Source organism: Pseudaestuariivita rosea (genome assembly GCF_017592335.1).
GTDB lineage: Bacteria > Pseudomonadota > Alphaproteobacteria > Rhodobacterales > Rhodobacteraceae > Parasulfitobacter > Parasulfitobacter rosea.
Genome location: NZ_JACNMP010000007.1, coordinates 56,041 through 76,618, shown reverse-complemented (window position 1 = coordinate 76,618; position 20,578 = coordinate 56,041). Strand labels below are relative to the sequence as shown.

21 protein-coding genes are annotated in these 20,578 nt (G+C 57.1%); 11 read left to right on the top strand and 10 right to left on the bottom strand.

The features are described from left to right. Nucleotides 1-40 precede the first annotated feature (40 nt). The 4 genes from H7848_RS07115 to H7848_RS07100 all read right to left on the bottom strand — a co-directional run bounded on the left by H7848_RS07115 (nt 41) and on the right by H7848_RS07100 (nt 4,737). The gene (locus H7848_RS07115) at nt 41-1,792 is read right to left on the bottom strand and encodes an acetolactate synthase 3 large subunit (protein ID WP_208349383.1); all 1,752 of its coding nucleotides are present in this window, start codon (nt 1,790-1,792) and stop codon (nt 41-43) included. Nucleotides 1,793-2,074: 282 nt separating this feature from the next. Next, nucleotides 2,075-2,902, bottom strand: coding sequence for a C40 family peptidase (locus H7848_RS07110; RefSeq protein WP_237072633.1), 828 nt, complete (start codon nt 2,900-2,902; stop codon nt 2,075-2,077). Further along, nucleotides 2,902-4,287 (bottom strand): leucyl aminopeptidase family protein, encoded by a 1,386-nt coding sequence (locus H7848_RS07105; RefSeq protein WP_208349381.1) that lies wholly within the window; start codon nt 4,285-4,287, stop codon nt 2,902-2,904. The genes H7848_RS07110 and H7848_RS07105 overlap by 1 nt, the downstream gene beginning before the upstream one ends. A gap of 69 nt (nt 4,288-4,356) precedes the next feature. Then, nucleotides 4,357-4,737: a hypothetical protein gene (locus H7848_RS07100; protein ID WP_208349380.1), complete on the bottom strand. Its 381-nt coding sequence runs from the start codon at nt 4,735-4,737 to the stop codon at nt 4,357-4,359. Nucleotides 4,738-4,888: 151 nt separating this feature from the next. Here H7848_RS07100 and H7848_RS07095 point away from each other — a divergent pair, with 151 nt between their 5' ends. The 3 genes from H7848_RS07095 to H7848_RS07085 are packed head-to-tail and all read left to right on the top strand — an operon-like array spanning nt 4,889 to nt 6,883. Further along, complete coding sequence (locus H7848_RS07095; RefSeq protein WP_208349379.1) at nt 4,889-5,536, top strand: carbonic anhydrase; 648 nt, start codon at nt 4,889-4,891, stop codon at nt 5,534-5,536. 51 nt (nt 5,537-5,587) lie between these two features. Further along, nucleotides 5,588-6,568: a sodium-dependent bicarbonate transport family permease gene (locus H7848_RS07090; protein ID WP_208349378.1), complete on the top strand. Its 981-nt coding sequence runs from the start codon at nt 5,588-5,590 to the stop codon at nt 6,566-6,568. Between the two features lie 3 nt (nt 6,569-6,571). Then, nucleotides 6,572-6,883, top strand: a complete 312-nt coding sequence (locus H7848_RS07085) for a P-II family nitrogen regulator (RefSeq protein WP_208349376.1) — start codon at nt 6,572-6,574, stop codon at nt 6,881-6,883. Nucleotides 6,884-7,147: 264 nt separating this feature from the next. On the opposite strand, the gene H7848_RS07080 is transcribed toward H7848_RS07085, so the two are convergent. Continuing rightward, complete coding sequence (locus H7848_RS07080; protein WP_208349375.1) at nt 7,148-7,390, bottom strand: EF-hand domain-containing protein; 243 nt, start codon at nt 7,388-7,390, stop codon at nt 7,148-7,150. A gap of 265 nt (nt 7,391-7,655) precedes the next feature. Here H7848_RS07080 and H7848_RS07075 point away from each other — a divergent pair, with 265 nt between their 5' ends. Continuing rightward, nucleotides 7,656-8,162 carry an RNA polymerase sigma factor gene (locus tag H7848_RS07075; RefSeq protein WP_208349374.1) on the top strand — a complete coding sequence of 169 codons (507 nt, stop codon included), beginning with the start codon at nt 7,656-7,658 and terminating at the stop codon, nt 8,160-8,162. Nucleotides 8,163-8,198: 36 nt separating this feature from the next. Here H7848_RS07075 and H7848_RS07070 read toward each other — a convergent pair whose 3' ends face one another. Beyond that, complete coding sequence (locus H7848_RS07070) at nt 8,199-9,956, bottom strand: sugar phosphorylase (protein ID WP_208349373.1); 1,758 nt, start codon at nt 9,954-9,956, stop codon at nt 8,199-8,201. 116 nt (nt 9,957-10,072) lie between these two features. Continuing rightward, nucleotides 10,073-11,206 (bottom strand): HupE/UreJ family protein, encoded by a 1,134-nt coding sequence (locus tag H7848_RS07065; protein WP_208349372.1) that lies wholly within the window; start codon nt 11,204-11,206, stop codon nt 10,073-10,075. On the opposite strand from H7848_RS07065, the gene H7848_RS07060 reads away from it, so the two are divergent. The 5 genes from H7848_RS07060 to H7848_RS07040 all read left to right on the top strand — a co-directional run bounded on the left by H7848_RS07060 (nt 11,193) and on the right by H7848_RS07040 (nt 15,514). Next, nucleotides 11,193-11,993 (top strand): DUF4198 domain-containing protein, encoded by an 801-nt coding sequence (locus H7848_RS07060; protein ID WP_208349371.1) that lies wholly within the window; start codon nt 11,193-11,195, stop codon nt 11,991-11,993. The two genes, H7848_RS07065 and H7848_RS07060, sit on opposite strands and share 14 nt — an antisense overlap. Before the next feature lie 29 nt (nt 11,994-12,022). Beyond that, on the top strand, nt 12,023-12,913 hold the full coding sequence (locus H7848_RS07055) for a PfkB family carbohydrate kinase (RefSeq protein ID WP_208349370.1): 891 nt from the start codon (nt 12,023-12,025) through the stop codon (nt 12,911-12,913). Continuing rightward, the gene (locus tag H7848_RS07050) at nt 12,910-13,854 is read left to right on the top strand and encodes a pseudouridine-5'-phosphate glycosidase (RefSeq protein WP_208349367.1); all 945 of its coding nucleotides are present in this window, start codon (nt 12,910-12,912) and stop codon (nt 13,852-13,854) included. The genes H7848_RS07055 and H7848_RS07050 overlap by 4 nt, the downstream gene beginning before the upstream one ends. Before the next feature lie 54 nt (nt 13,855-13,908). Next, a complete protein-coding gene (locus H7848_RS07045) occupies nt 13,909-14,613 on the top strand; it encodes a DUF502 domain-containing protein (RefSeq protein ID WP_208349365.1) in 705 nt (234 codons plus the stop codon). Between the two features lie 76 nt (nt 14,614-14,689). Next, a complete protein-coding gene (locus tag H7848_RS07040) occupies nt 14,690-15,514 on the top strand; it encodes an isocitrate lyase/PEP mutase family protein (protein ID WP_208349364.1) in 825 nt (274 codons plus the stop codon). 25 nt (nt 15,515-15,539) lie between these two features. Here H7848_RS07040 and H7848_RS07035 read toward each other — a convergent pair whose 3' ends face one another. Genes H7848_RS07035 through H7848_RS07025 form a run of 3 tightly spaced genes read right to left on the bottom strand, consistent with a single transcriptional unit; the run spans nt 15,540 to nt 17,652 of the window. After that, on the bottom strand, nt 15,540-16,571 hold the full coding sequence (locus H7848_RS07035) for a patatin-like phospholipase family protein (protein WP_208349362.1): 1,032 nt from the start codon (nt 16,569-16,571) through the stop codon (nt 15,540-15,542). Then, complete coding sequence (locus H7848_RS07030) at nt 16,568-16,882, bottom strand: pentapeptide repeat-containing protein (protein ID WP_208349360.1); 315 nt, start codon at nt 16,880-16,882, stop codon at nt 16,568-16,570. The genes H7848_RS07035 and H7848_RS07030 overlap by 4 nt, the downstream gene beginning before the upstream one ends. After that, nucleotides 16,879-17,652 carry a 3-hydroxybutyrate dehydrogenase gene (locus H7848_RS07025; protein ID WP_208349358.1) on the bottom strand — a complete coding sequence of 258 codons (774 nt, stop codon included), beginning with the start codon at nt 17,650-17,652 and terminating at the stop codon, nt 16,879-16,881. Before H7848_RS07025 ends, H7848_RS07030 begins: the two co-directional genes overlap by 4 nt. A gap of 214 nt (nt 17,653-17,866) precedes the next feature. Here H7848_RS07025 and H7848_RS20175 point away from each other — a divergent pair, with 214 nt between their 5' ends. Together H7848_RS20175 and H7848_RS07015 are read left to right on the top strand one after the other, a co-directional pair. Further along, nucleotides 17,867-19,024 carry a calcium-binding protein gene (locus H7848_RS20175; RefSeq protein WP_272874388.1) on the top strand — a complete coding sequence of 386 codons (1,158 nt, stop codon included), beginning with the start codon at nt 17,867-17,869 and terminating at the stop codon, nt 19,022-19,024. Between the two features lie 251 nt (nt 19,025-19,275). Further along, nucleotides 19,276-20,469 (top strand): calcium-binding protein, encoded by a 1,194-nt coding sequence (locus tag H7848_RS07015; RefSeq protein ID WP_208349352.1) that lies wholly within the window; start codon nt 19,276-19,278, stop codon nt 20,467-20,469. Nucleotides 20,470-20,578 lie beyond the last annotated feature (109 nt).

Below are 20,578 nucleotides of genomic sequence, written 5' to 3'. Positions count from 1 at the left end.
GTCCCGGACTTGATCCGGGACCTCTAGCGACCTGAACACGTCACACCAACACAGATCCCTTAGCGTCGATCACGCCTTGGGTGTCGGCCTCGCCCAATAACATCTCGTTATGCGCTTTGCCCGACGGGATCATGGGAAAGCAGTTTTCGTGCTTTTCTACCAGGCAGTCAAAGATCACCGGGCCGTCGTAGGCCAGCATTTCCTTGATCGCCTCGTCCAGATCATCGGCATTGTCACACATGATGCCCTTGGCCCCAAACGCCTCGGCCAGTTTTACGAAATCGGGCAAGGCCTCGGACCAGCTGTGCGAATAGCGTTCGCCGTGCAGCAGCTCCTGCCATTGGCGGACCATACCAAGCCGTTCATTATTCATGATAAATTGCTTGACCGGCAGGCGATATTGAACGGCGGTGCCCATTTCCTGCATGTTCATCAGCCAGCTGGCCTCGCCCGCGACGTTGATCACCAGCGCGTCGGGGTGAGCGACCTGAACGCCGATCGACGCCGGGGTGCCATAGCCCATTGTGCCTAGCCCACCCGAGGTCATCCAGCGGTTCGGGTCCTCAAACCCCAGATACTGCGCGGCCCACATCTGATGCTGGCCGACCTCGGTGCAGATATAGCGGTCCATGTCCTTGGTCAGTTCTTCCAGCCGGGCCAGTGCATATTGCGGTTTGATCGTCTTGCCCTTCTGCGTGAAAGCCAGGCAATCAACCGCACGCCAGTCCTTGATCTGGCCCCACCATTTCTGCACGGCTTCCTTGTTGGTCTTGCGCCCCTTGGCCTTCCAGACCTTCAGCAAATCTTCCAGCACATGGGCCACGTCTCCCAGGATCGGAATATCAACGCGGATCACTTTATTGATCGACGACGGATCGATATCAATATGCGCTTTCAATGACTTAGGCGAAAAGGCATCGATGCGACCGGTGATCCGGTCATCAAACCGCGCGCCGATGTTGATCATCAGGTCGCAGTCATGCATGGCCATGTTCGCCTCGTACAGACCGTGCATACCCAGCATACCCAACCAATTTTTGCCCGATGCCGGATAGCATCCCAAACCCATCAGGGTCGAGGTAATCGGAAAATCCGTTGCATCGACAAGTTCACGCAGCAACTGACTGGCCGCGGGGCCCGAATTGATGACACCACCGCCCGTATAGAAAACCGGACGTTTCGCCGAAGCGATGGCATCGGCCAGCTTTTCGATTTCAGCCATATCGCCCTTGACCTGCGGGTGATAGTGGCTGGCGGCGGGTTTCGGGTCAGAATAACTGCCGTTGGCGAATTGAACGTCTTTTGGAATGTCGATCAGAACCGGCCCAGGACGCCCCGAGATCGCGACATGGAACGCCTCATGAATGACGCCCGACAGCTCATCGGTGTCCTTGACCAGCCAGTTGTGTTTGGTGCAAGGCCTTGTAATGCCTACGGTATCTGCCTCTTGAAAGGCATCTGAGCCGATCATGAACGTGGGCACCTGCCCCGTCAGAACGACAATCGGGATCGAATCCATCAGCGCGTCGGTCAGGCCCGTCACCGCGTTCGTCGCACCGGGGCCAGAGGTCACCAGAACGACACCCGGCTTGCCCGTCGCCCGCGCATATCCTTCGGCGGCATGGGTCGCGCCCTGTTCGTGGCGCACCAGGATGTGGCGAATGTCGTTCTGTTGAAAAATCTCATCATAAATCGGAAGGACGGCGCCGCCGGGATATCCGAACACGGTGTCCACACCCTGGTCCTTCAGGGCTTGAACGACTATTTTGGCTCCGGTCATCTGACGTGTCATCGCTTTGCTCCGTTTCATGACGCGTTACTGTAACATATTGCTTTCAGACAAAAAAAAGCCCCCGAGCGGTTTCGAGGGCACATGGGTCAGGATCAGGGTTTCCGCTACCGGCCCATGTGCCATTTTCCCACAAGTACGACAAGACTAATCATGCCTGAAAACTTCTCCCTAGTTGGGTGCACAATATTCAGGCCTGCAGAAAGGTCAACCGCTTTTATAGATAAAATGTCGCATAGCGGCGTTTTTTCGCAATTTTCTTTCAATATCTGTCAAAGCCTATCTTTAGCCCAGCCTTTTGCGGGCGGTCACAGGACCATCGCCCTGCGCTTCAATGCGAACAATGGCGGGCTGCACCGGTTCATACGCGACCGCCATATGATGTACGTTGGCATGGATCAGGGTATCGGCATCCACCATAAACCCCACATGCCCATCCCAGAACAGCAGATCGCCCCGTTGCAGTGGCGCATCAGCTGGAATGTCGCGCCCAAGGGCCTGTTCCTGCAGGTCACTGTCGCCGGGGCATTCCACGCCACAGGCCACCAAGGCCGCTTGCACCAGGGCTGAACAATCCAGCCCCCAGACCGTGTTGCCCCCCCACAGATATGGGCTGCCGAAATGCAGTTGCGCAATCGTCACGGGGTCCTGGAACGGATGATCTACAGGGCGCAAATGCGGTTTCGGCACCCAAAGACCATTGGTCAGTTCAAAGAATTTTTTCTCTTCATGGGCAACAGCCACCCGCGCGCCAAAGGACAGGGCGATGTGATCGGGTGACTTGAAATCCGGGGCCTGATAAAGATGCGTGCTGCGGGCCGAGATGATGTGTGTGGCATCAGGCACTTCGCCCAACGCCGTGCTGAGGACATAGCCGCAATAGCCATCCTTCGCCGCTTGCACGAAGCTATAATTGCCAGTCTGTTCAAAGACTTGCACGTCCTCGCCAAATAAAACCTGCCGATCCCGCGCACCATCGGGACGGCGCAGCAAGTCGGCGAACGACTGCGTCACCTGACGGCGTTCACCCTCGACAAAACGCTCGGCCTGCACCTGCCCCTGCAGAAAGCTGGCGGCGACGCGATCGTTGGCTGGTGTCAGGCGCGGGTCCATCACAGGTTGACCATCTGCGGCAGCGCCTCAAGCACCGCACGCGCACCCTGCCCCACACCTCCTTTGGGCCGCGCGGGCGCCGAAGACGGTTGCCAGCCATAGATGTCGAAATGCAGGTAGTTCGGGTTTTCCGTCACAAACCGCCGCAAAAACAGCGCCGCGGTGATTGATCCGGCAAAGCCGCCCGATGGCGCATTGTCCAGATCGGCGATACCGGGTTCGATCATTTTTTCGTAAGCGTCCCAGAACGGCAATTGCCAGACCGGGTCGCGCACGGTCGCAGCGGCCTGCGCCAATGCCGCCGCGATATCGGGTTGATCCGTATAAAACGGCGCCAGATCGGGGCCAACAGCCACCCGCGCAGCACCGGTCAACGTGGCCATCGAGATGATGCAATCACTGGGTTCTTCGTCGGCATAGGCCAGGGCATCGGCCAGCACCAGACGCCCCTCGGCATCGGTATTGTTGATCTCAACCGTCAGCCCCTTGCGCGATGTCAGGATATCCTGCGGGCGAAAGGCCGATCCGTCGATGGCATTTTCAACCGCCGGGATCAGCACACGCAGTTGCAACGGCAAATCAAGCGCCATGATCATGTGGGCCAAGCCCATGACCGTCGCCGCACCGCCCATATCCTTTTTCATTAACGCCATCGATGACGCAGGCTTGATGTTCAACCCGCCCGTGTCAAAACAAACGCCCTTGCCCACCAGCGTCACCTTTGGCCCCTGATCGCCCCACCGCATGTCCAACAACCGCGGTGCCTTGGCCGAGGCGCGACCGACCGCATGCACGATCGGGAAATTCTGCAAAAGCAGATCCTCGCCCGTGATCACCCTGGTATCTGCGCCATGCTGACCGGCCAGATCAAGGAAGGCGACCTCAAGCGCGTCGGGCCCCATGTCCGAGGCTGGCGTGTTGATCAGATCACGCGTCAGGACTTCGCCCGCGGCAATGATCTCAAGCCGGTTCGCATCAATCCCGGCGGGCGGTTTCAGCTGGGCTGCCGGTTCATCCTGTTTCGCGTAATAGGCAAAGCGGTACTGCGCCAGCAGCCACCCCAAGGCAAATTCCGCCTTTTCATCGTCCGGCAGATCGGTTTCCAGGTGATAAACACCCTTGGGAAGTTGTTTTGCCGCATCAGCCAACCCGAACCGAACCCGCCGCCGTGCATCATCGGTGCCATAGCCCAGGATCACCGATTTGATCGCACCATCCTTATCCGGAATTGCCAGTTGCTGCCCAAGACCGGCCTTGAAGCCGTTCCGGCCAACCCAGGCGCGCGTGACATCATCCTGATGATCCAACCAGGCATGCATGTCGCCCTGGGTCAAAACGTAAAGCGGAACTGAGTCAACATCGGACGCGGCAAAGGCAAGTGGCATGGGATCCCCATCTGGTTACGTGCCCGCGCACAGTAGCCGCCTTGCCATCACCTGCAAGCCCCATCAGGCCTATAGCGATAAATCCTGCGCATCCCAGACCGCGGTCAACGATTGATCGCCCACCCGGATCAGACGCGAATAGGTGCTTTGCAAGGCCACGTCATCCATCGCATCCACACAATTGGCCACATCTGCCGCCACCCGCGCCAGCGTGCTAAGGCCCACCTGATCGGCAATCGCAATCATGCTGCGCGCGCATTTGCGCATCAAGGCGTGATCATCCCTTTGAAAGGCCACTTCCGTCTTTCGCAGACGCACCGCCAGTTCTTCCATAGCGCGGCAAATCACATCTTCGGCCGCACCATTTCCAAGCTGGGCACACAGCGACGCAATGCGGTCCTGATCTGTTCGCACCACTTCATCATGCACCAATACTGTTATCATCGTCATTCCACTCACCCCTGGTCTTCAGCCCCCACGGCTTTGCGCAACATGACCAATGACAGTTCCTAAAAGGTTGAAGACCAAGGCAAAAAAATGTCGAATTTCAGAAAAATACGTTTTAATTATTCTTAAAAACCGGGACAGGACCATTATTCCCATGAAACAGGCAAAGCCACTGCCCGCCTATCTGGTACAACGATATCAGGCTTGGAAGGACACAACATACGACAATAACCAGGCATGGTTCCGACGCCTGGCGGACCAAGGCCAGCACCCGCGCGCCATGGTCATTTCATGTTGCGATAGCCGGGTTCATGTTACATCAATTTTTGGCGCTGATCCCGGTGAATTCTTCATCCATCGCAACGTTGCCAATCTGGTGCCACCTTATGACCCTGAATGCGAGGCCTATAGCACCTCGGCTGCGGTTGAATACGCCGTTCGTGTACTGAAAGTCGCACATCTGATTGTGCTGGGACATTCCAATTGCGGCGGCGTCAGAGCATGTCATGATATGTGTGTCGGTAACGCCCCTGAACTGGAAGACACCAACAGTTTCATCGGTCGGCGGATGAATGTCCTGCGCCCGGGATATGAGCTGATCAAGCATGTTGCCAACCCCGAAGAACGCATAGAAGCGTTGGAAAAACAATCGGTTATCATTTCGCTGCAAAATCTTTACGACTTCCCCTTTGTGGCCGAAGCCGTCGATCGCGGCCAGCTTTCCCTACATGGTCTTTGGACCGATATCGCCGAAGGAGAGCTTTACATGAACGACGGCCACGGTGGATTTGTCCCCTTGTAATTGCATGTCGACTTCCGCTAAGCCCCCGCAACAAACCAAGGGACAGGCACAATGGACGGCATTCTGGCACTGGCAGCAGATAACCTGATCTCGCCCATTATTCTGTCATTTGCCCTGGGCGTCTTTGCAGCCCTCGCACGATCCGACCTGACCGTTCCCGAAGCGGCGGCCAAAGCGCTGTCGATCTATCTGCTGTTTGCCATCGGGTTCAAGGGCGGCGTCAGCGTGGCGGATCACGGCATCGACGGGACGCTGGCCCTGTCATTGATCGCCGGGTTGATCCTTTCGGGCGCTCTGCCGCTTCTGGCGTTCTTTTTGCTTAAAATACTGACCAAACTTGACACAACAAATGCCGCCGCCGTCGCCGGGCACTATGGTTCGATCTCAATCGTGACATTCGTTGCGGGCACATCCGTCCTGCAAAACGCCGGCATTTCATCCGAAGGCTATATGGTCGCCGTCGCCGCCGTGATGGAGGCCCCCGCGATCCTGTCGGCCCTCTGGCTGGTGTCCCGCGGTGCCAAAAACACCGATATGGACAGTGCGCTCTTGCGAGAAATCCTTCTGAATGGATCGATCGTATTGCTGGTCGGGGCATTCTTTATTGGCCTAATCACAGGGGCCGAAGGCCTGGCAAGGATCGAAAGTTTCATCGTGGCCCCCTTCCAGGGCGTTCTGTGCCTGTTCCTGCTGGACATGGGGCTGGTCGCCGGGCGCGGATTGCGCCGCAGCCGCAGCGTGCTGAAACTGGGCGCGCTGGCCTTTGGGATCATCATGCCGCTCTGCGGTGCGATGGTCGGTCTGGGCGCCGGTCTGGCCATTGGTCTTTCGCTTGGCGGTGTCGTCCTGCTGATGGTGCTGTCCGCCTCGGCGTCCTACATCGCGGTGCCCGCCGCCATGCGCGTCGCTCTCCCCGAGGCCGACCCGGCGATCTATCTGACCCTGTCGCTTGGCGTGACCTTCCCCTTCAATCTGACCATCGGCATCCCCATCTATCTGGCCATCGCCACCGCCGTCATCGGAGCATCCTGACCCATGGAAACCCACCAGGCCAAACGCGTCGAAATCACCATCGAAGCCCCGATGGAACGACGCCTGACGGACGCCCTGCAAAATGCTGGCGTTCAAGGCTATACCATCACACCAGTCGTCGGCGGATCAGGCCGGTCTGGCGTCTGGAGCCGCGAAGGCCAGGTTGGCCGCGCCGGGGGCATGGTTCAGGTCATTTGCATCATCCGCCCCGAACGCCTGGACGCCTTGCTCGACGCCGCTTTCTCTGTCGTCGACCGTCACATGGGCGTCGTCTGCATCACCGACTGCCAGGTCCTACGCGCCGAACGCTTCTGAAACTGCACCATTATTGTTCCATAAAATACTCCGGGGCAAGCGCCCCCAGGGCGCTTGGGGCAGCGCCCCAATCGCACGAAGTGCCAGAAGAAACATGCGCGCAGCGCATTCCTTTTAATAGCAGATTAATAGAAAAGCCCCTGACATCCCGGAATGGCATAGGACGCAGGGGCTGGCCCACTTGGGGTGTGGGCCATTGGGCGCGGGGTCATGCTTTGGGCAGCTCGGACACCTAAAACCACCCGCGCCCTGCTCGGGACTAGATTAGCCGTCCGTTGCAGGCAGCAGAGCTGCGTCTTGTGCGGCCTGCATTTCTTCCATGTCAACTGCGCCGTCTGCGTTCACATCAATCGCTGTGAACAGCTCTTCGGTCAGTTCTGGGAAAGCCGTCTGAAGCTCTGTCATGTTGTATACACCGTCGCCATCCGCATCGATTGTGACGTCCTGCGCGAATGCGGACAAAGACATCAGGGCAGCGGCTGCAACGGTAAGTGTCAGAGTTTTCATTTTAATCGCTCCTTAAGAGGTTACTGAGCGAAGGCCTTTCTTATGCCTTCACAATAGAAGAGCATACAAAAGCCGTTTTATTCCCAACGTTGCCAATCAGCAGCAAAATAAGGCCCATTCGCGCGAGAGATCGCGCAGTGAATACCCCAAATGCGCGAAGCTTTGCCGAAAAATGGCGAAATTGTGGCAATGGCGAAAATTCTCGGCCTTGTATCAATTCAAACGGATCACCAATGTCTAGGCACCAACAACGGAGTGTATCTTGATGAATACCTCAACAGACGATCTGGCACGACTTCAGCCAGAAATACTTAGGCTGGCCTATAAACTGACACCGACGAAAGAGATCGCTGAAGACTGCGCACAAGACGCGTTACTGGCGGTCTGGGCCCGCATCCAGGATGGCGCAGACATAGAACAATTGCGGGCCTATGCGATGGCAGCCCTAAGGCACCGCTGCCGCAGAACCCTGCCCGTGACCGAAAATCTGGTCGAAGACATCCTGCCCGACAGCTGCAGCGAAACCGAGGCCCACATGGCCCTGCGTGATGTTCTGGCGGTGATCGACAAGCTTCCCGCAGAACGGGCCAGCCTGCTGCAGGAACTGATCCAGTCCGGAGCGCATTATGGTGAATTGGCTGAAAAGCTGAACCTGCCCATCGGCACCATCATGTCACGCCTGTCGCGCGCCCGTGCCGAGATCAGAAAGGCACTGGATCTGCCGCGCAGCAAATCCGTCGATGCGTTGCTGGACGACACCCAGCCCAACTAAAACCAACCGGTCGGGGCGCGTGATCGTCAGCCCCGACTATCCATGACGATAGGATCTGTTGGTAATCCAACGGCACTGATAGGGTTCAAAGACCAGATCTTCGCCCGCGGCAATAATTGGCTGGCCTGACAGAACATCGACCCAACTGTCCCCCTCGATCAGATTGATCGTGCTTAGCGGCATCACAACGGTTTCATCACTGACATTGTGCAGCGCGAAAATCGATTGATCCCGATCCAGACTCTGCCGCCACAACCCAAAAATCCGATCATCCAGTTGCAGGGTGAATTGCGTGGCGTTGGGGTGAAATCCGGGCTGCGCGCCACGAATGGCAATCCGGGCCTTCAGTGCATTCATGACTCGGAACTGCGGGCTGGATGGGTCGTCCAGCAGCTTCCGCAGCGTCGGATAATCCCATCGGTGCCGGTTCAGCGACCGCGCCCGGCCCGTCTTTTCCATCGCGGCCTGATCGTTGGGCGTGGCCAGCATGGCATGAATATAAAAGGCCGGTATCCCCTCAAGTGCCATGACAATGGTCTGACTGGCCAGAAAACGTTCGACCTGCCAATCGTCTTCGCCCTTCAGCGTCCCCTTCATCGCGTCAAAGAAGGTGATGTTCAGCTCATAGGGGGCCTCGCCCCCGCCGGGCAGGGCGCGCATCGACACCTGACCGCCAAATTCTCTGACCTTCTGGATCATGTGGAACTTTTCGTCCTCAGACAGGATATCTTCGACCGGGCGCATGCCGATCCCGTCGTGACTGGCCGAAAAATTCAGATAAGCGCACCCAAGCTGCGCCGGCGGCATGGAAATCTGCCAGCGGTTCAGCTCACGCGCGGCCCCGGTCATCATGGCGTGCAACAACAGGGGCGGCAGCGGAAAGTTATAGATCGCGTGCGCCTCATTCCGGTTGCCGAAATAGCTAAGGTTTTCGGTCTTGGGCACATTCGTTTCGGTCAGCAGAATAATCGGTTCCGCCGCAAAATCGCACAAAAGCCGCATCAGCCGCACAATCGCGTGGGTCTGCGGCATGTGGATCGACCGCGTGCCGATTTCCTTCCAGATAAAGGCCACCGCATCCAACCGGATGATCCGCACACCGTTATCGATATGCAACCGCATGATCCGCAGGAATTCCAGCAATACCTCGGGGTTGCGAAAATCCAGATCGACCTGATCATGGCTGAATGTGCACCAGACGTGGCGCGTGCCGCGGCTTGTCTCAACCTCGCGCAGCAGCGGATGGGTGCGGGGGCGGACCACATCGCTTAGATCATCATCGGGCGACGCCTCAAAGAAAAATTTATCATAAGGATCATGCCCTTGCAGGTAAGCATTGAACCAGGTGCCCTGACTGGACACATGGTTCAGAACCAGATCGGACATCAGCATGAAGTCGTCCGCAATGCGGTTGATATCGGCCCAGTCGCCCAATGTCGGATTCACCGCGCGGTAATCCGTCACCGAAAACCCATCGTCTGACGTATAGGGAAAGAACGGCAGAATATGCACACCATTTACGGTGTCTTTCATATAGCGCAGCAGGAAATCCCGCAGCAAATCCAGGGGCTTGTGACTGCCATCGACAATGGAATTGCCATATGTGATCAAAAGCGCATCATGTTCCGACCACATATTGTTGCCCGGCGCGCGGGTGCGTTTGCGGCGCGCACTGCCATAGGGAAAAAACGCCTCCAGCACCTGACTGGCCAGAATATCATGCTGCAGATCAGGATAAATCTGCGCCAGCAGATCGGCCAGTTTCTGACTGAATGAGGTCGTAAGGTCTTTCATTCCAGCGCCTGTTTTGCGTGCATCAGCGTTTGTTAAGGCAGTTAGCGTGGCCCCCGGTCAAGCCAACAGAGGCGCAGGGTCGATCAAACGCACAAAATTCAGGCATTTATAGGACCTCAGGCCAGAAAGACCCGTTCGACGAACCAGAATGCCCCGACCGCCGCGATGATGCAGGACGCAGGGATCGCGATCGCCGGACGGTACCAGCTTTTGTTGCGAAACCATAGGCCCACGGCAAGGAAGGCAATCGCGATGACGGTCAGTTGCCCCACTTCAACCCCCACGTTAAACCCGATCAGGGCGGGAATGAACTGCGCCGTCGGCAGGCCGAATTCACCCAGAACGCTAGCAAAGCCCAGCCCGTGCAGCAGACCAAAGGCAAAGATTACCGCAGGCCGCCAGGGTGTCAGTTTCTGCGCAAAGATATTTTCCACTGCGACATACACGATCGATGCAGCGATCAGCGGCTCGACAATCTCGGGCGCGATATTGACCAGACCCAAAGCGCCAAGGGCCAGCGTCACCGTATGGGCCAGCGTAAAGGCCGATATCTGCCAGATCAGCGGCCCAAGTCGTGCAGCCAGAAAAAACAGGCCCAGAACAAACAGAATATGATCCAGCCCCTTGGGAATGATGTGATCAAACCCGACGGGGACATATCTGACAAAGGTCTGCCAGCCTGTCTCGGCGCTAACCGCGGTATCCGACAGCGGCGGGCTTAGCTGACCGGGCGCGAGATATCCGGTAAAGGCGTCGGGCTGATCACTGATCTGACGCAGGATCATCGCGCCAAAGCTGCGATCCCACCCGATCTGAACGGGTTGTCCTGCGGGGCGATCGACCGTCAGAGTCATCTCGGACGTGCGGGGCAGTTCGATATTCCCGACCTCGGGCACGATGACGGATTGCAGCTGTGGCTGCAAGGGTTGCCCGCCGCTGACAATCTGCAACCGGTTTTGCATTTGTGGCCAATAGGCGTGAAAGGCGTCCTGCAGCGCTGCGGGTTCCAGCGCGCGCAGGGCGTCATAGTCGGCCGACTGGGCGGTATCATCCGTATTTTCAACGGCTTCCAGATCAATTCCCGCCAGGACCGCCTCAAGCGTCATGCTGATGCGCATTTCAATCTGATCCGCGCCGACGGCAACATTGACAACCGCCGGGTCGACCTCATGCGCGGTCACGACCCATGGCACAACCAGACTTGACACCAGCGCAAACATCCACACCCTAGCGCTTATGAAATGGATCATCCCGTACCTCGTGTTGCTGCCTGCGCCCCTTTTTGCCCATGAAGTCTGGCTGGACACAACAGATTTTTACGTTCCCGCCGAAACCCCGATCAGCCTAACCCTTCAGAATGGCGAGGAATTTCAGGGATCGGACCTGGTTTACAATGACCGCCGCTTTGTGCGGTTCGAACGCTGGCACGACGGTCGGATTTATCCGGTTCTGGGCCGACTGGGCGACCGGCCCGCCGTTTCAGAACGCCCCCTGGACGAGGGTCTGCATGTCTTTGTCCACGAAAGCACCATGGCGCAGCTGACCTATCGGGCCTGGGACAAATTCGCAGCCTTCGCCGCCCATAAGGATTTCGCCGATATTCAGGCGCGCCATGAATCGCGCGGCCTGCCCGAGACCGGTTTTAAGGAAGCCTACGTGCGTTATGTCAAGGCCCTGGTTGGTGTAGGCGGTGCTGTGGGTCAGGATCAGATCACCGGGATGGAAACTGAATTCGTGGCGCTGGCCAATCCCTATACCGATGATGTCGCGGGTGGCATGCCGCTGCAGTTGCTTTATCAGGGCGCGCCGCGTGCGGATGCCCAGGTTGAGCTGTTCGAACGCGCCCCCGACGGCAGCGTGCAGATCACACTGCACCGCACCAACGGTCAGGGCCGTGTCACCCTGCCTGTTCGCGCGGGGCACGACTATCTGGTTGATGCCGTCGTGCTGCGCGTCCCGTCGGATCAGGTGCAGGCCGATACCGGGGCCGTTTGGGAAACACTCTGGGCTTCCCTTACCTTTGAAATTCCTCAATAAATGTAAGACGACGTAGCCAGGGAAGAAGAATGCAAGCCACAGAGGTCATCTGCATCGGGTCCGTCCTGTGGGATGTGATCGGTCGCTGCCCCAGCCATATGGCCCATGGATCAGACGTGCCGGGCCGGATCACACGGGTGCCGGGCGGGGTTGCGATGAACATCGCCATGACCTTGGCGCGTTTTGGCATGCAACCCGTTCTGCTGACCGCTGTCGGGCGCGATGATGAGGGCACCGAACTGCTGGCCGCCTGTCAGCGTCTGGGGCTGCGGACAGACCATATCTATCGCTCGGATGATCTTCCAACAGACCGCTACATGGCGATTGAGGGCGCAAATGGCCTGATCGCCGCGATTGCTGACGCCCATTCGCTGGAAGCCGCGGGCGACAAGATCCTGCACGCACTGGAAGACGGTCGCCTTGGGTCAGCCGATCAGCCCTATGGCGGCATGGTCGCGCTGGACGGCAACCTGACGCTGAAGCTGATCGAAAAAATCGCCCGCAGCCCTTTGTTTTCAACGGCTGATCTGCGGGTTGCCCCCGCATCCCCCGGCAAGGCCGAACGCCTGATGCCCTTTCTACGTCACCACCGCGCGACGCTTTATGTGAACCTGGAAGAGGCCGGGCTGCTGTGCCAGCAACCCTTTCCCGATGCCCCCACCGCAGCTAAGGCGCTGATCGACCGCGGCGCGGCTCGCGTGTTGGTTACAAACGGCGGCGATACGGCGGCCGAGGCCGGGCCGAACGGTCTGATCACCGCCTGCCCGCCCGAGGTTTTGGTCACCCGCGTCACTGGTGCCGGCGACACATTCATGGCGGCGCATGTGGCGTCTGAGGCCACAGGTACATCCGCCGACCAATCCCTGACCCGCGCGCTTCAGGCCGCAGCCACCTATGTATCCGGAGGAACACCCCTATGATCCCCATCGCCTATTCCACCGAGGTCGCCGAGGCACGCGAAAACGGCCGACCCGTCGTCGCGTTGGAAAGCACGATCATCACCCACGGCATGCCGCACCCGCAAAATGTCGAAACCGCGCAGGCGGTCGAAAAGACGGTGCGCGACAATGGCGCTGTGCCCGCAACCATCGCTGTAATGGATGGCACGCTGCACATCGGCCTGGAACCGGCCGAACTGGACCGGCTTGCTACCGCTAAACATGTCGCCAAACTGTCGCGTGCCGATCTGGCCACCTGTCTGGCCAAGGGCGGCACGGGCGCCACGACAGTGGCGGCTACGATGATCGCCGCGCGACTGGCGGGCATCGCTGTTTTTGCCACTGGCGGTATCGGGGGGGTGCACCGGGGGGCTGAAGAAACCTTTGATATCTCGGCCGATTTACAGGAACTGGCGCAAACCTCTGTAACGGTCGTGGCCGCCGGGGCCAAAGCCATCCTGGATCTATCCAAAACGCTTGAGGTACTGGAAACGCTTGGCGTGCCAGTGATCGCCTTTGGTCAAGACAGTCTGCCTGCCTTCTGGTCGCGAAGATCAAGCCTGGCGGCACCGATCCGAATGGACAGCGCCCATGATATCGCCAAGGCCCACATGATGCGGAAGGCGCTTGATCTGCCGGGCGGCCAGCTGGTGGCCAACCCGATTCCGGCGGAGGATGAGATCCCACACAGCCAGATCATGCCCCTGATCGACAAAGCCCTGGCCGAGGCCCGGCGCCTGGGTCTGTCCGGCAAATCGGTCACGCCTTTTCTGTTGCAACGCATTTTTGAGTTGACCAATGGTGCATCACTGACCGCGAATACGGCCCTGGTTCTGAACAATGCGCGCCTGGCCGCTGAAATAGCGGGGGAACTTATCACACTTACCGAGGATTTATCAGTCAAACCCCTTGCGGCGTTGTAGAATGGCGCAAAACAGCATACATCGAAAACTAACGATTTCAGGAATACACCCGATATGACGACCCCATTTGACAAGGCCCCCCCGAAACAAAAACGCGGGCTTTTTGCCGGACTTCGCGCCAGCTTTCTGACCGGTATAGTGGTCATTGCCCCCATTGGTCTGACGGCCTGGCTGATCTGGACAGTGGTCGGCTGGATCGACGGCTTTGTCCTGCCGCTGGTGCCCTATCAGTTGCGACCCGAACAATATATCGGCATCAATCTGCGCGGCGTCGGTGTCATTATTTTCCTTTTGTTCACTATCATGGTGGGCTGGATCGCAAAGGGTCTTATTGGCCGGTCCCTGATCCGATGGGCCGAACATCTGGTGGAACGCACGCCGGTGGTCCGGTCGATTTACGGCGGCGTGAAACAGATCGCGGAAACCGTTTTTGCACAATCTGACACGAATTTCGACCGTGCCTGTCTGGTTGAATACCCCCGCCGCGGCATCTGGGCGGTTGGCTTTATCTCGACCAAGACCAAAGGCGAGATCCTGGATAAGGGCGGCGCAGAGGACATGACCAGCGTCTTTGTTCCGACAACGCCCAACCCGACGTCGGGCTTTTTGCTGTTTTTCCCGACGTCCGATATTATCGAGCTGGACATGGGGGTCGAAGACGCGGCGAAACTGGTGATTTCGGCCGGGCTGGTCTATCCAAATGGGGACGACGCCAAAAAGGCGATCGAAGAACACGTGCCTGATCAAGCGGCCGAGTAGTTAAGGGGGCGTTGCCCCCTTCGCGCCCAAGAGCGCTCATCCCCCAGAGTATTTTATGAACAATAATGGGGAAGTTATGACGGCAAAATTTGAAACCTTCAAAACGTTGCACGCCGAGGGGAACACCTTTGTCATTCCCAATGCTTGGGATGCTGGGTCGGCACGTATTCTGACACATCTTGGGTTTCCTGCGCTCGCCACGACCAGCGCAGGTTATGCCTTTTCCGTCGGGCGGCGCGATGCAACTGCCGGATTAAGCCGCGATGAGGTTCTGTTGAACGCCAAAACAATTGTTGAAGCGACCGATTTGCCGGTATCAGCCGACCTGGAAGACGGTTTCGGGCGCACCCCCGACGCCTGCGCAGAAACAATCCGGCAGGCCTGCGATATCGGTCTTGTTGGCGGCACAATCGAAGATACGACCGGCGACGCCGCGAACCCGATCATCGACATGCAGTTATCGGTCGAACGCATTCAGGCCGCGGTCGAAGCAAAACAAGATCGCCCGTTCCTGCTGACGGCGCGGGCCGAGAATTTCTCATACGGTCGCCCGGATCTGGATGATACCATCAAGCGGCTGCAAGCCTTTGAAGCTGTCGGTGCCGATGTGCTTTATGCGCCCGATTTGCCAGATCTGAACGCGATAAGAACGGTCTGCGCATCGATCAGCAAACCGGTCAACGTCGTGATGGGCCTAAGCGGTGGGCAATACACTGTTTCCGAACTGGCCGATGCCGGTGTCACACGCATCAGCGTCGGCGGGTCCTTCGCCCGCGCGGCCTGGGGTGCAATGATACGCGCCGCGGAAGAGGTGCGCGATCATGGCACCTTCACCTACGCCCAAGATGCTATACCTGACGCCCAAATCAGCCGGTTGATGTCGGATGAGAAGCGGCGTTGAAGGCACTTGAGGTCCGAGACTGCGCCTAGTTAAACATAGCGGGCAGATCGATTGTGCTTTCGACGTTCAGGCTGTCTTTATGCGCGGCGATGAAACGATCCGCTGCCTGCTGACCGGCCTGTTTCAGCTCGGACAGAACATAAGGGGACGGCACCAGTTTGGTCGCCACGCTGAGCATATTCATCAGATCATCATCGGCGATCATATGGACCAGAACATCCTCCATTGAGCCGGGCTTAAGCGACCCCTCATCCAGCAGGCGCTTGACGAAATTTATCGCGCGCAGCTCACGCAGCAAGGACGAATTAAAGCTGATCTCATTGATCCGGTTCTGGATTTCCTGCGCGGTTTTGGGCACATCGGACCGTTCCAGCGGATTGATGTTCACGATGACGATATCGTCGGGCAACTCCGCCGTAAACAGCGGGAACAGTGCAGGATTGCCGGTGTATCCGCCATCCCAATAGGCCTCGACCTGGTCGGTGTCGGGATCGTGGATTTCAACGGCCTGAAACAGTGTCGGCAGACATGCCGACGCCAGAATGGCCTGGGTCGAAATCTGATCGCCTTCGAAAATCTTGATCTTGCCGTTGCGGACATTCGTGGCGCAGACGAAAAACGCCGGTCCTTCGTGCGCGCAGACCTTGTCATAGGAAAACTGTTCGACAATCCGCTCTAAAGGATTGCGATAGAACGGCCCATAATTATAGGGCGAAAAAATGCGGCTGGCACTGTCGATAAAGGAAAACGGCAGACTGTATTCAATCGACCGGCTGATCTGCGACAGCGACGGCATAAGCGCAGTCATCCAGCTGGCCATCCGCAGATCGTTGATCGCGCCCACACTGCGCCACAACCAATCCAGGTTTTCCCGCGCGCCCTCGCGCCCGCCCTCCAGCATGCCGGCCTTGAAGGCCGCACCGTTCAGAGCTCCGGCCGATGTGCCGGAAATACCAGCGATTTCAATGTCATCCTCATCCAGCAGCCGATCCAGCACACCCCAGGTAAAAGCCCCATGCGCCCCACCCCCCTGCAGGGCCAGATTGATGCGCTTCACAGCTGGCTCGCTTCATAGGCCGCGATCAGATCGGTGATCAGAATGCCGTCGATCATGGCGTCGGTCAGATCAGCATTCGTAATCTCTAGCCCCGTCAGATTGGCGGCATTGATGCTGGCGCCGGACAGATTGACATCGTCAAAGGTTGCATCGGTCAGATTGACGTTTTCAAAGGTCAGGCCAGTCATATTGGTGTCGACAATTTTCGTATCGACCATATCAACATCTTGAAATTGGCTGTTTTTCAGACTGACGCTTTTAAAATCTGACCCGTTCAGTGCCTGATCCTTGATCTGAAGCTTATCGCTCATAATGCGGTCCACCCTCCGTCGACGCTGATGGTTGTGCCAGTGATCTGTGCCGCCGCGTCCGAGGCCAGAAACACCGCCGTCCCCCCCAATTGTTCGACCGTCGCGAATTCCTTCGACGGCTGGCGGGTCAGCATCACCTCTTTGATCGCTGTTTCGCGGTCCATGTCGTATTTTTTCATCGTATCGGGGATCTGTTCCTCGACCAGTGGTGTCAGAACGTAACCGGGGCAGATCGCGTTGGCGGTGATCGGTTCTTCGGCCGTTTCCAGCGCCACGACTTTGGTCATGCCCACAATTCCGTGCTTGGCCGCCACATAGGCCGATTTATAGGGCGAGGCCGTCAACCCATGGGCCGAGGCGATGTTGATCACCCTGCCCCAACCGGCCTTGCGCATCAACGGCAAGGCCCCCGCGGTGGTGTGGAAAGCCGAACTGAGGTTAATCGCGATGATCGCATTCCATTTTTCGGGTGGGAATTCATCGATGCCCGCCACATGCTGAATACCCGCATTATTGATCAGGATGTCACAGGCCCCGGCTTCCTCGATCAGCATCCGGCATTCATCGCCCTTGGACATATCCGCCTTGATATACCGCGCCTCGACCCCGGTGACATCGGCGATTTCCTGAGCCAACGCATGATCTTCGTCATTGTCGGTGAACGAATTCAAGACCACATTCGCCCCCGCCTTCGCCAGCTCTTTCGCGACCCCAAGGCCAATGCCCGAATTCGACCCGGTGATGACGGCTGTTTTTCCGTTTAAATGCATCGTTCAATCCTTTTGCTATCAGATAAATAGGTTGGAATGCTGCAACTGCAAAGAAATGTTTGCCTTCGTCAAAAAACCGCAACAAAGCACATGATGCAGATTTTCAACATTACAAAACTGTTAATGATTAAACCAATTCACATTCCCGATAAATGGCGTGTGTATAAGTGTATGCATTCGCATTTAAGTTGATGAAAAATATGAGGATACCATGATGTCTGGCTTTGTTTCAGACTTCGTTTTTGCCACGCCCACTGGTTTCCGGTTTGGCTTCACAGCCCCAGATATGTTTTTTGCAGGCATAACCGTAACAGGCGTAAATCTAACCTATGCGGGCGATGGCATGAATATGGTGCCAGTCAGCGGTACTATCACATCAATTGAATATGGCTTTGTGGATACGAATGGCAGATTCGATCCAGTACTAAAAGTTGTTAAAGTGTTCGATCCATTCGAAAATGACGTGGCTCAGTTGAATATGGATGACCCTGATTGGTTTAAGCTGAATGAATACTATGGCTTTGATAACATTCTGACGGCAGCTCGAACAAATCTTAGCGCCGAAGATGATTTCTTGAACGCAACAGATGCTGCAGAAACGATCAACGGCGGGGATGGCAATGATTCTATATTCGGCAACAATGGTAACGATGTAATACGTGGTGGCAATGGTGATGATTGGTTAGGAGGTGGCGGTGGCGATGATCGCATCGGCGGCAAAGCAGGTGATGACGTAATAGGAGGCGGCGACGGAAATGATCGGATTTATGGTGATGATGGAAATGATCAACTCTCAGGAGGAGACGGAGATGATCTAATTATTGGTGGCGTCGGTAACGACACATTATTTGATGACGACACCCCATTTGGGACCAACACACCCGTGTATGGCGATGACACCTTAAACGGTGGCGATGGCGCAGATTTTCTTATTTCATACGGCGGTAATGACGTTTTGAATGGCGGCGCAGGCAATGATGGCATTGTAATGGAAAACGGTAACAGCATTCTGCGGGGTGGTGCGGGTGACGACTTTATCGGCGCTATCTCTGGAACAGGAACTCTTGTCGGGAATAGCGGTTCAGACACGTTTGTTTTCTTTGATCAGATTTCCCCAAACGACCCAGCTCACTCAGATACAGGCAATTTCACTGTAAATGACTTCACGGCATCGGAAGACCGTATTCTTATTAGCGGTCGATTTGTCACTGTCGAAGAACAGTTCGATCTGTTCCTGCTGGAAACTGAACAGGTTGGAAATGACGTTATCTGGACGAATGAAGACGACACGGTCACGGTCCGCTTCCGAAATGTTGACTTGGATGATCTGACAGTCGACAACTTCGCAGTCGACGAACCGGCGATGTTTTGAACAAGCAACTTAATAGGCCTGTGATTTTAATCACGGGCCTTTGCCCGATCCTTTGGCAGATGCTGCTTTTGCTATCATGGGTTGAAGCCGTGGGGTTCTAAAAACATCAAATAGGCGACTAATTTCTTATCCTTTTCGAACCAGATCGGCGGAAACTCGGGATTGTTGCGGTTTACAAAACAATCATTTGTGAGCCAAATTCATTTGCCCTTAGGTCCAGTTACTCTTTTCAGCATCCTTAGGAGCGTAAGATGACAACGGACCTTACATTCGAATTGGACACGCAACTACCAGCATCGGATCTGGTGGCAAATGCGATCAGCCAGACAGGCACACCCGGAAATGATACGTTAGAAGGAGGCCCTGGCGACGATACGCTGGCCGGTGGCGCGGGTGATGACGTGATCCGTGGCCGCGAAGGCAACGACAGGCTACTCGGCGAAGATGGGAATGACCGGATCGGTGGCCGCGATGGCAATGACTTTATCGACGGCGGCAATGGCCAGGACACCCTGTTCGGCGATAACGGCAATGACACACTGGAAGGTGGCGATGGCGACGATTTGCTGCGCGGTGGCGGCGGTGGTGACACCCTGCTTGGCGAAGGCGGCAATGACCGTCTGGACGGTCAGGCTGGTAACGACCTGATCGACGGCGGTTTTGGCGATGACGTGCTGTTCGGCGGCGAAGGCAACGACATCATGCGCGGCGGCGGTGGCAATGATGCCATCTTCGGGCAGAACGGCAATGACCGCATCGGTGGCAAATCGGGCGATGACCAGATCGAAGGCGGCGCGGGCAATGACATATTGTTTGGTGACGCTGGCGCGGATACCGTGCGCGGCGGTTCAGGCGAAGACACTGTCTTCGGTGGCGCGGGCGACGACTTTCTGGATGGCGATGGCGGTGCTGACTTTATCGACGGCGGCAGCGGCAATGACACGATCCTCAGTTCAGAACGCGGGGCAACGGCCAGCAATGACACCATGCTCGGCGGCGCGGGCAATGACCGCATCGTCAGCTTTTCCGGCAGCGATGTCCTGACAGGCGGCACAGGAAACGACACCCTGATCAGTGCTGCGGGCGATAACACGCTGCGCGGCGAAAGCGGCGCCGATACGCTGGCCTTCTACAGCGGGACTGCGACGCTGTCCGGTGGCGCTGATGCCGATGTCTTTGTCTTTTCCGACAGCACGGCCCTGGGTGCTGGCGGCGCGGCATCTGTTACCGACTTTTCCGTCGCTGAAGACGATATCATCGTTATCGGCAACACAGGCAGCGCCCAGGATCAGTTCGATCAGTTCCTGGCCGAGGCCACTCAGGTCGGCAGCGACGTCGTCTGGACGGGCGGCAATACCGGAAATGTCGTCACGTTCGAAGATCTGGCCCTATTGGATCTGACGGTCGACAACTTCACCGATACGTCCCTGACGACCGGTATCTGATCTGCAAAACAACGTCCCCCGCGCAACAGTCGCGGGGGATCGCCACCACCGGCGTTGCGCCCTGATTTTCAGTTCATATATATAAGAATGTATAGAAAATTCGGGATAT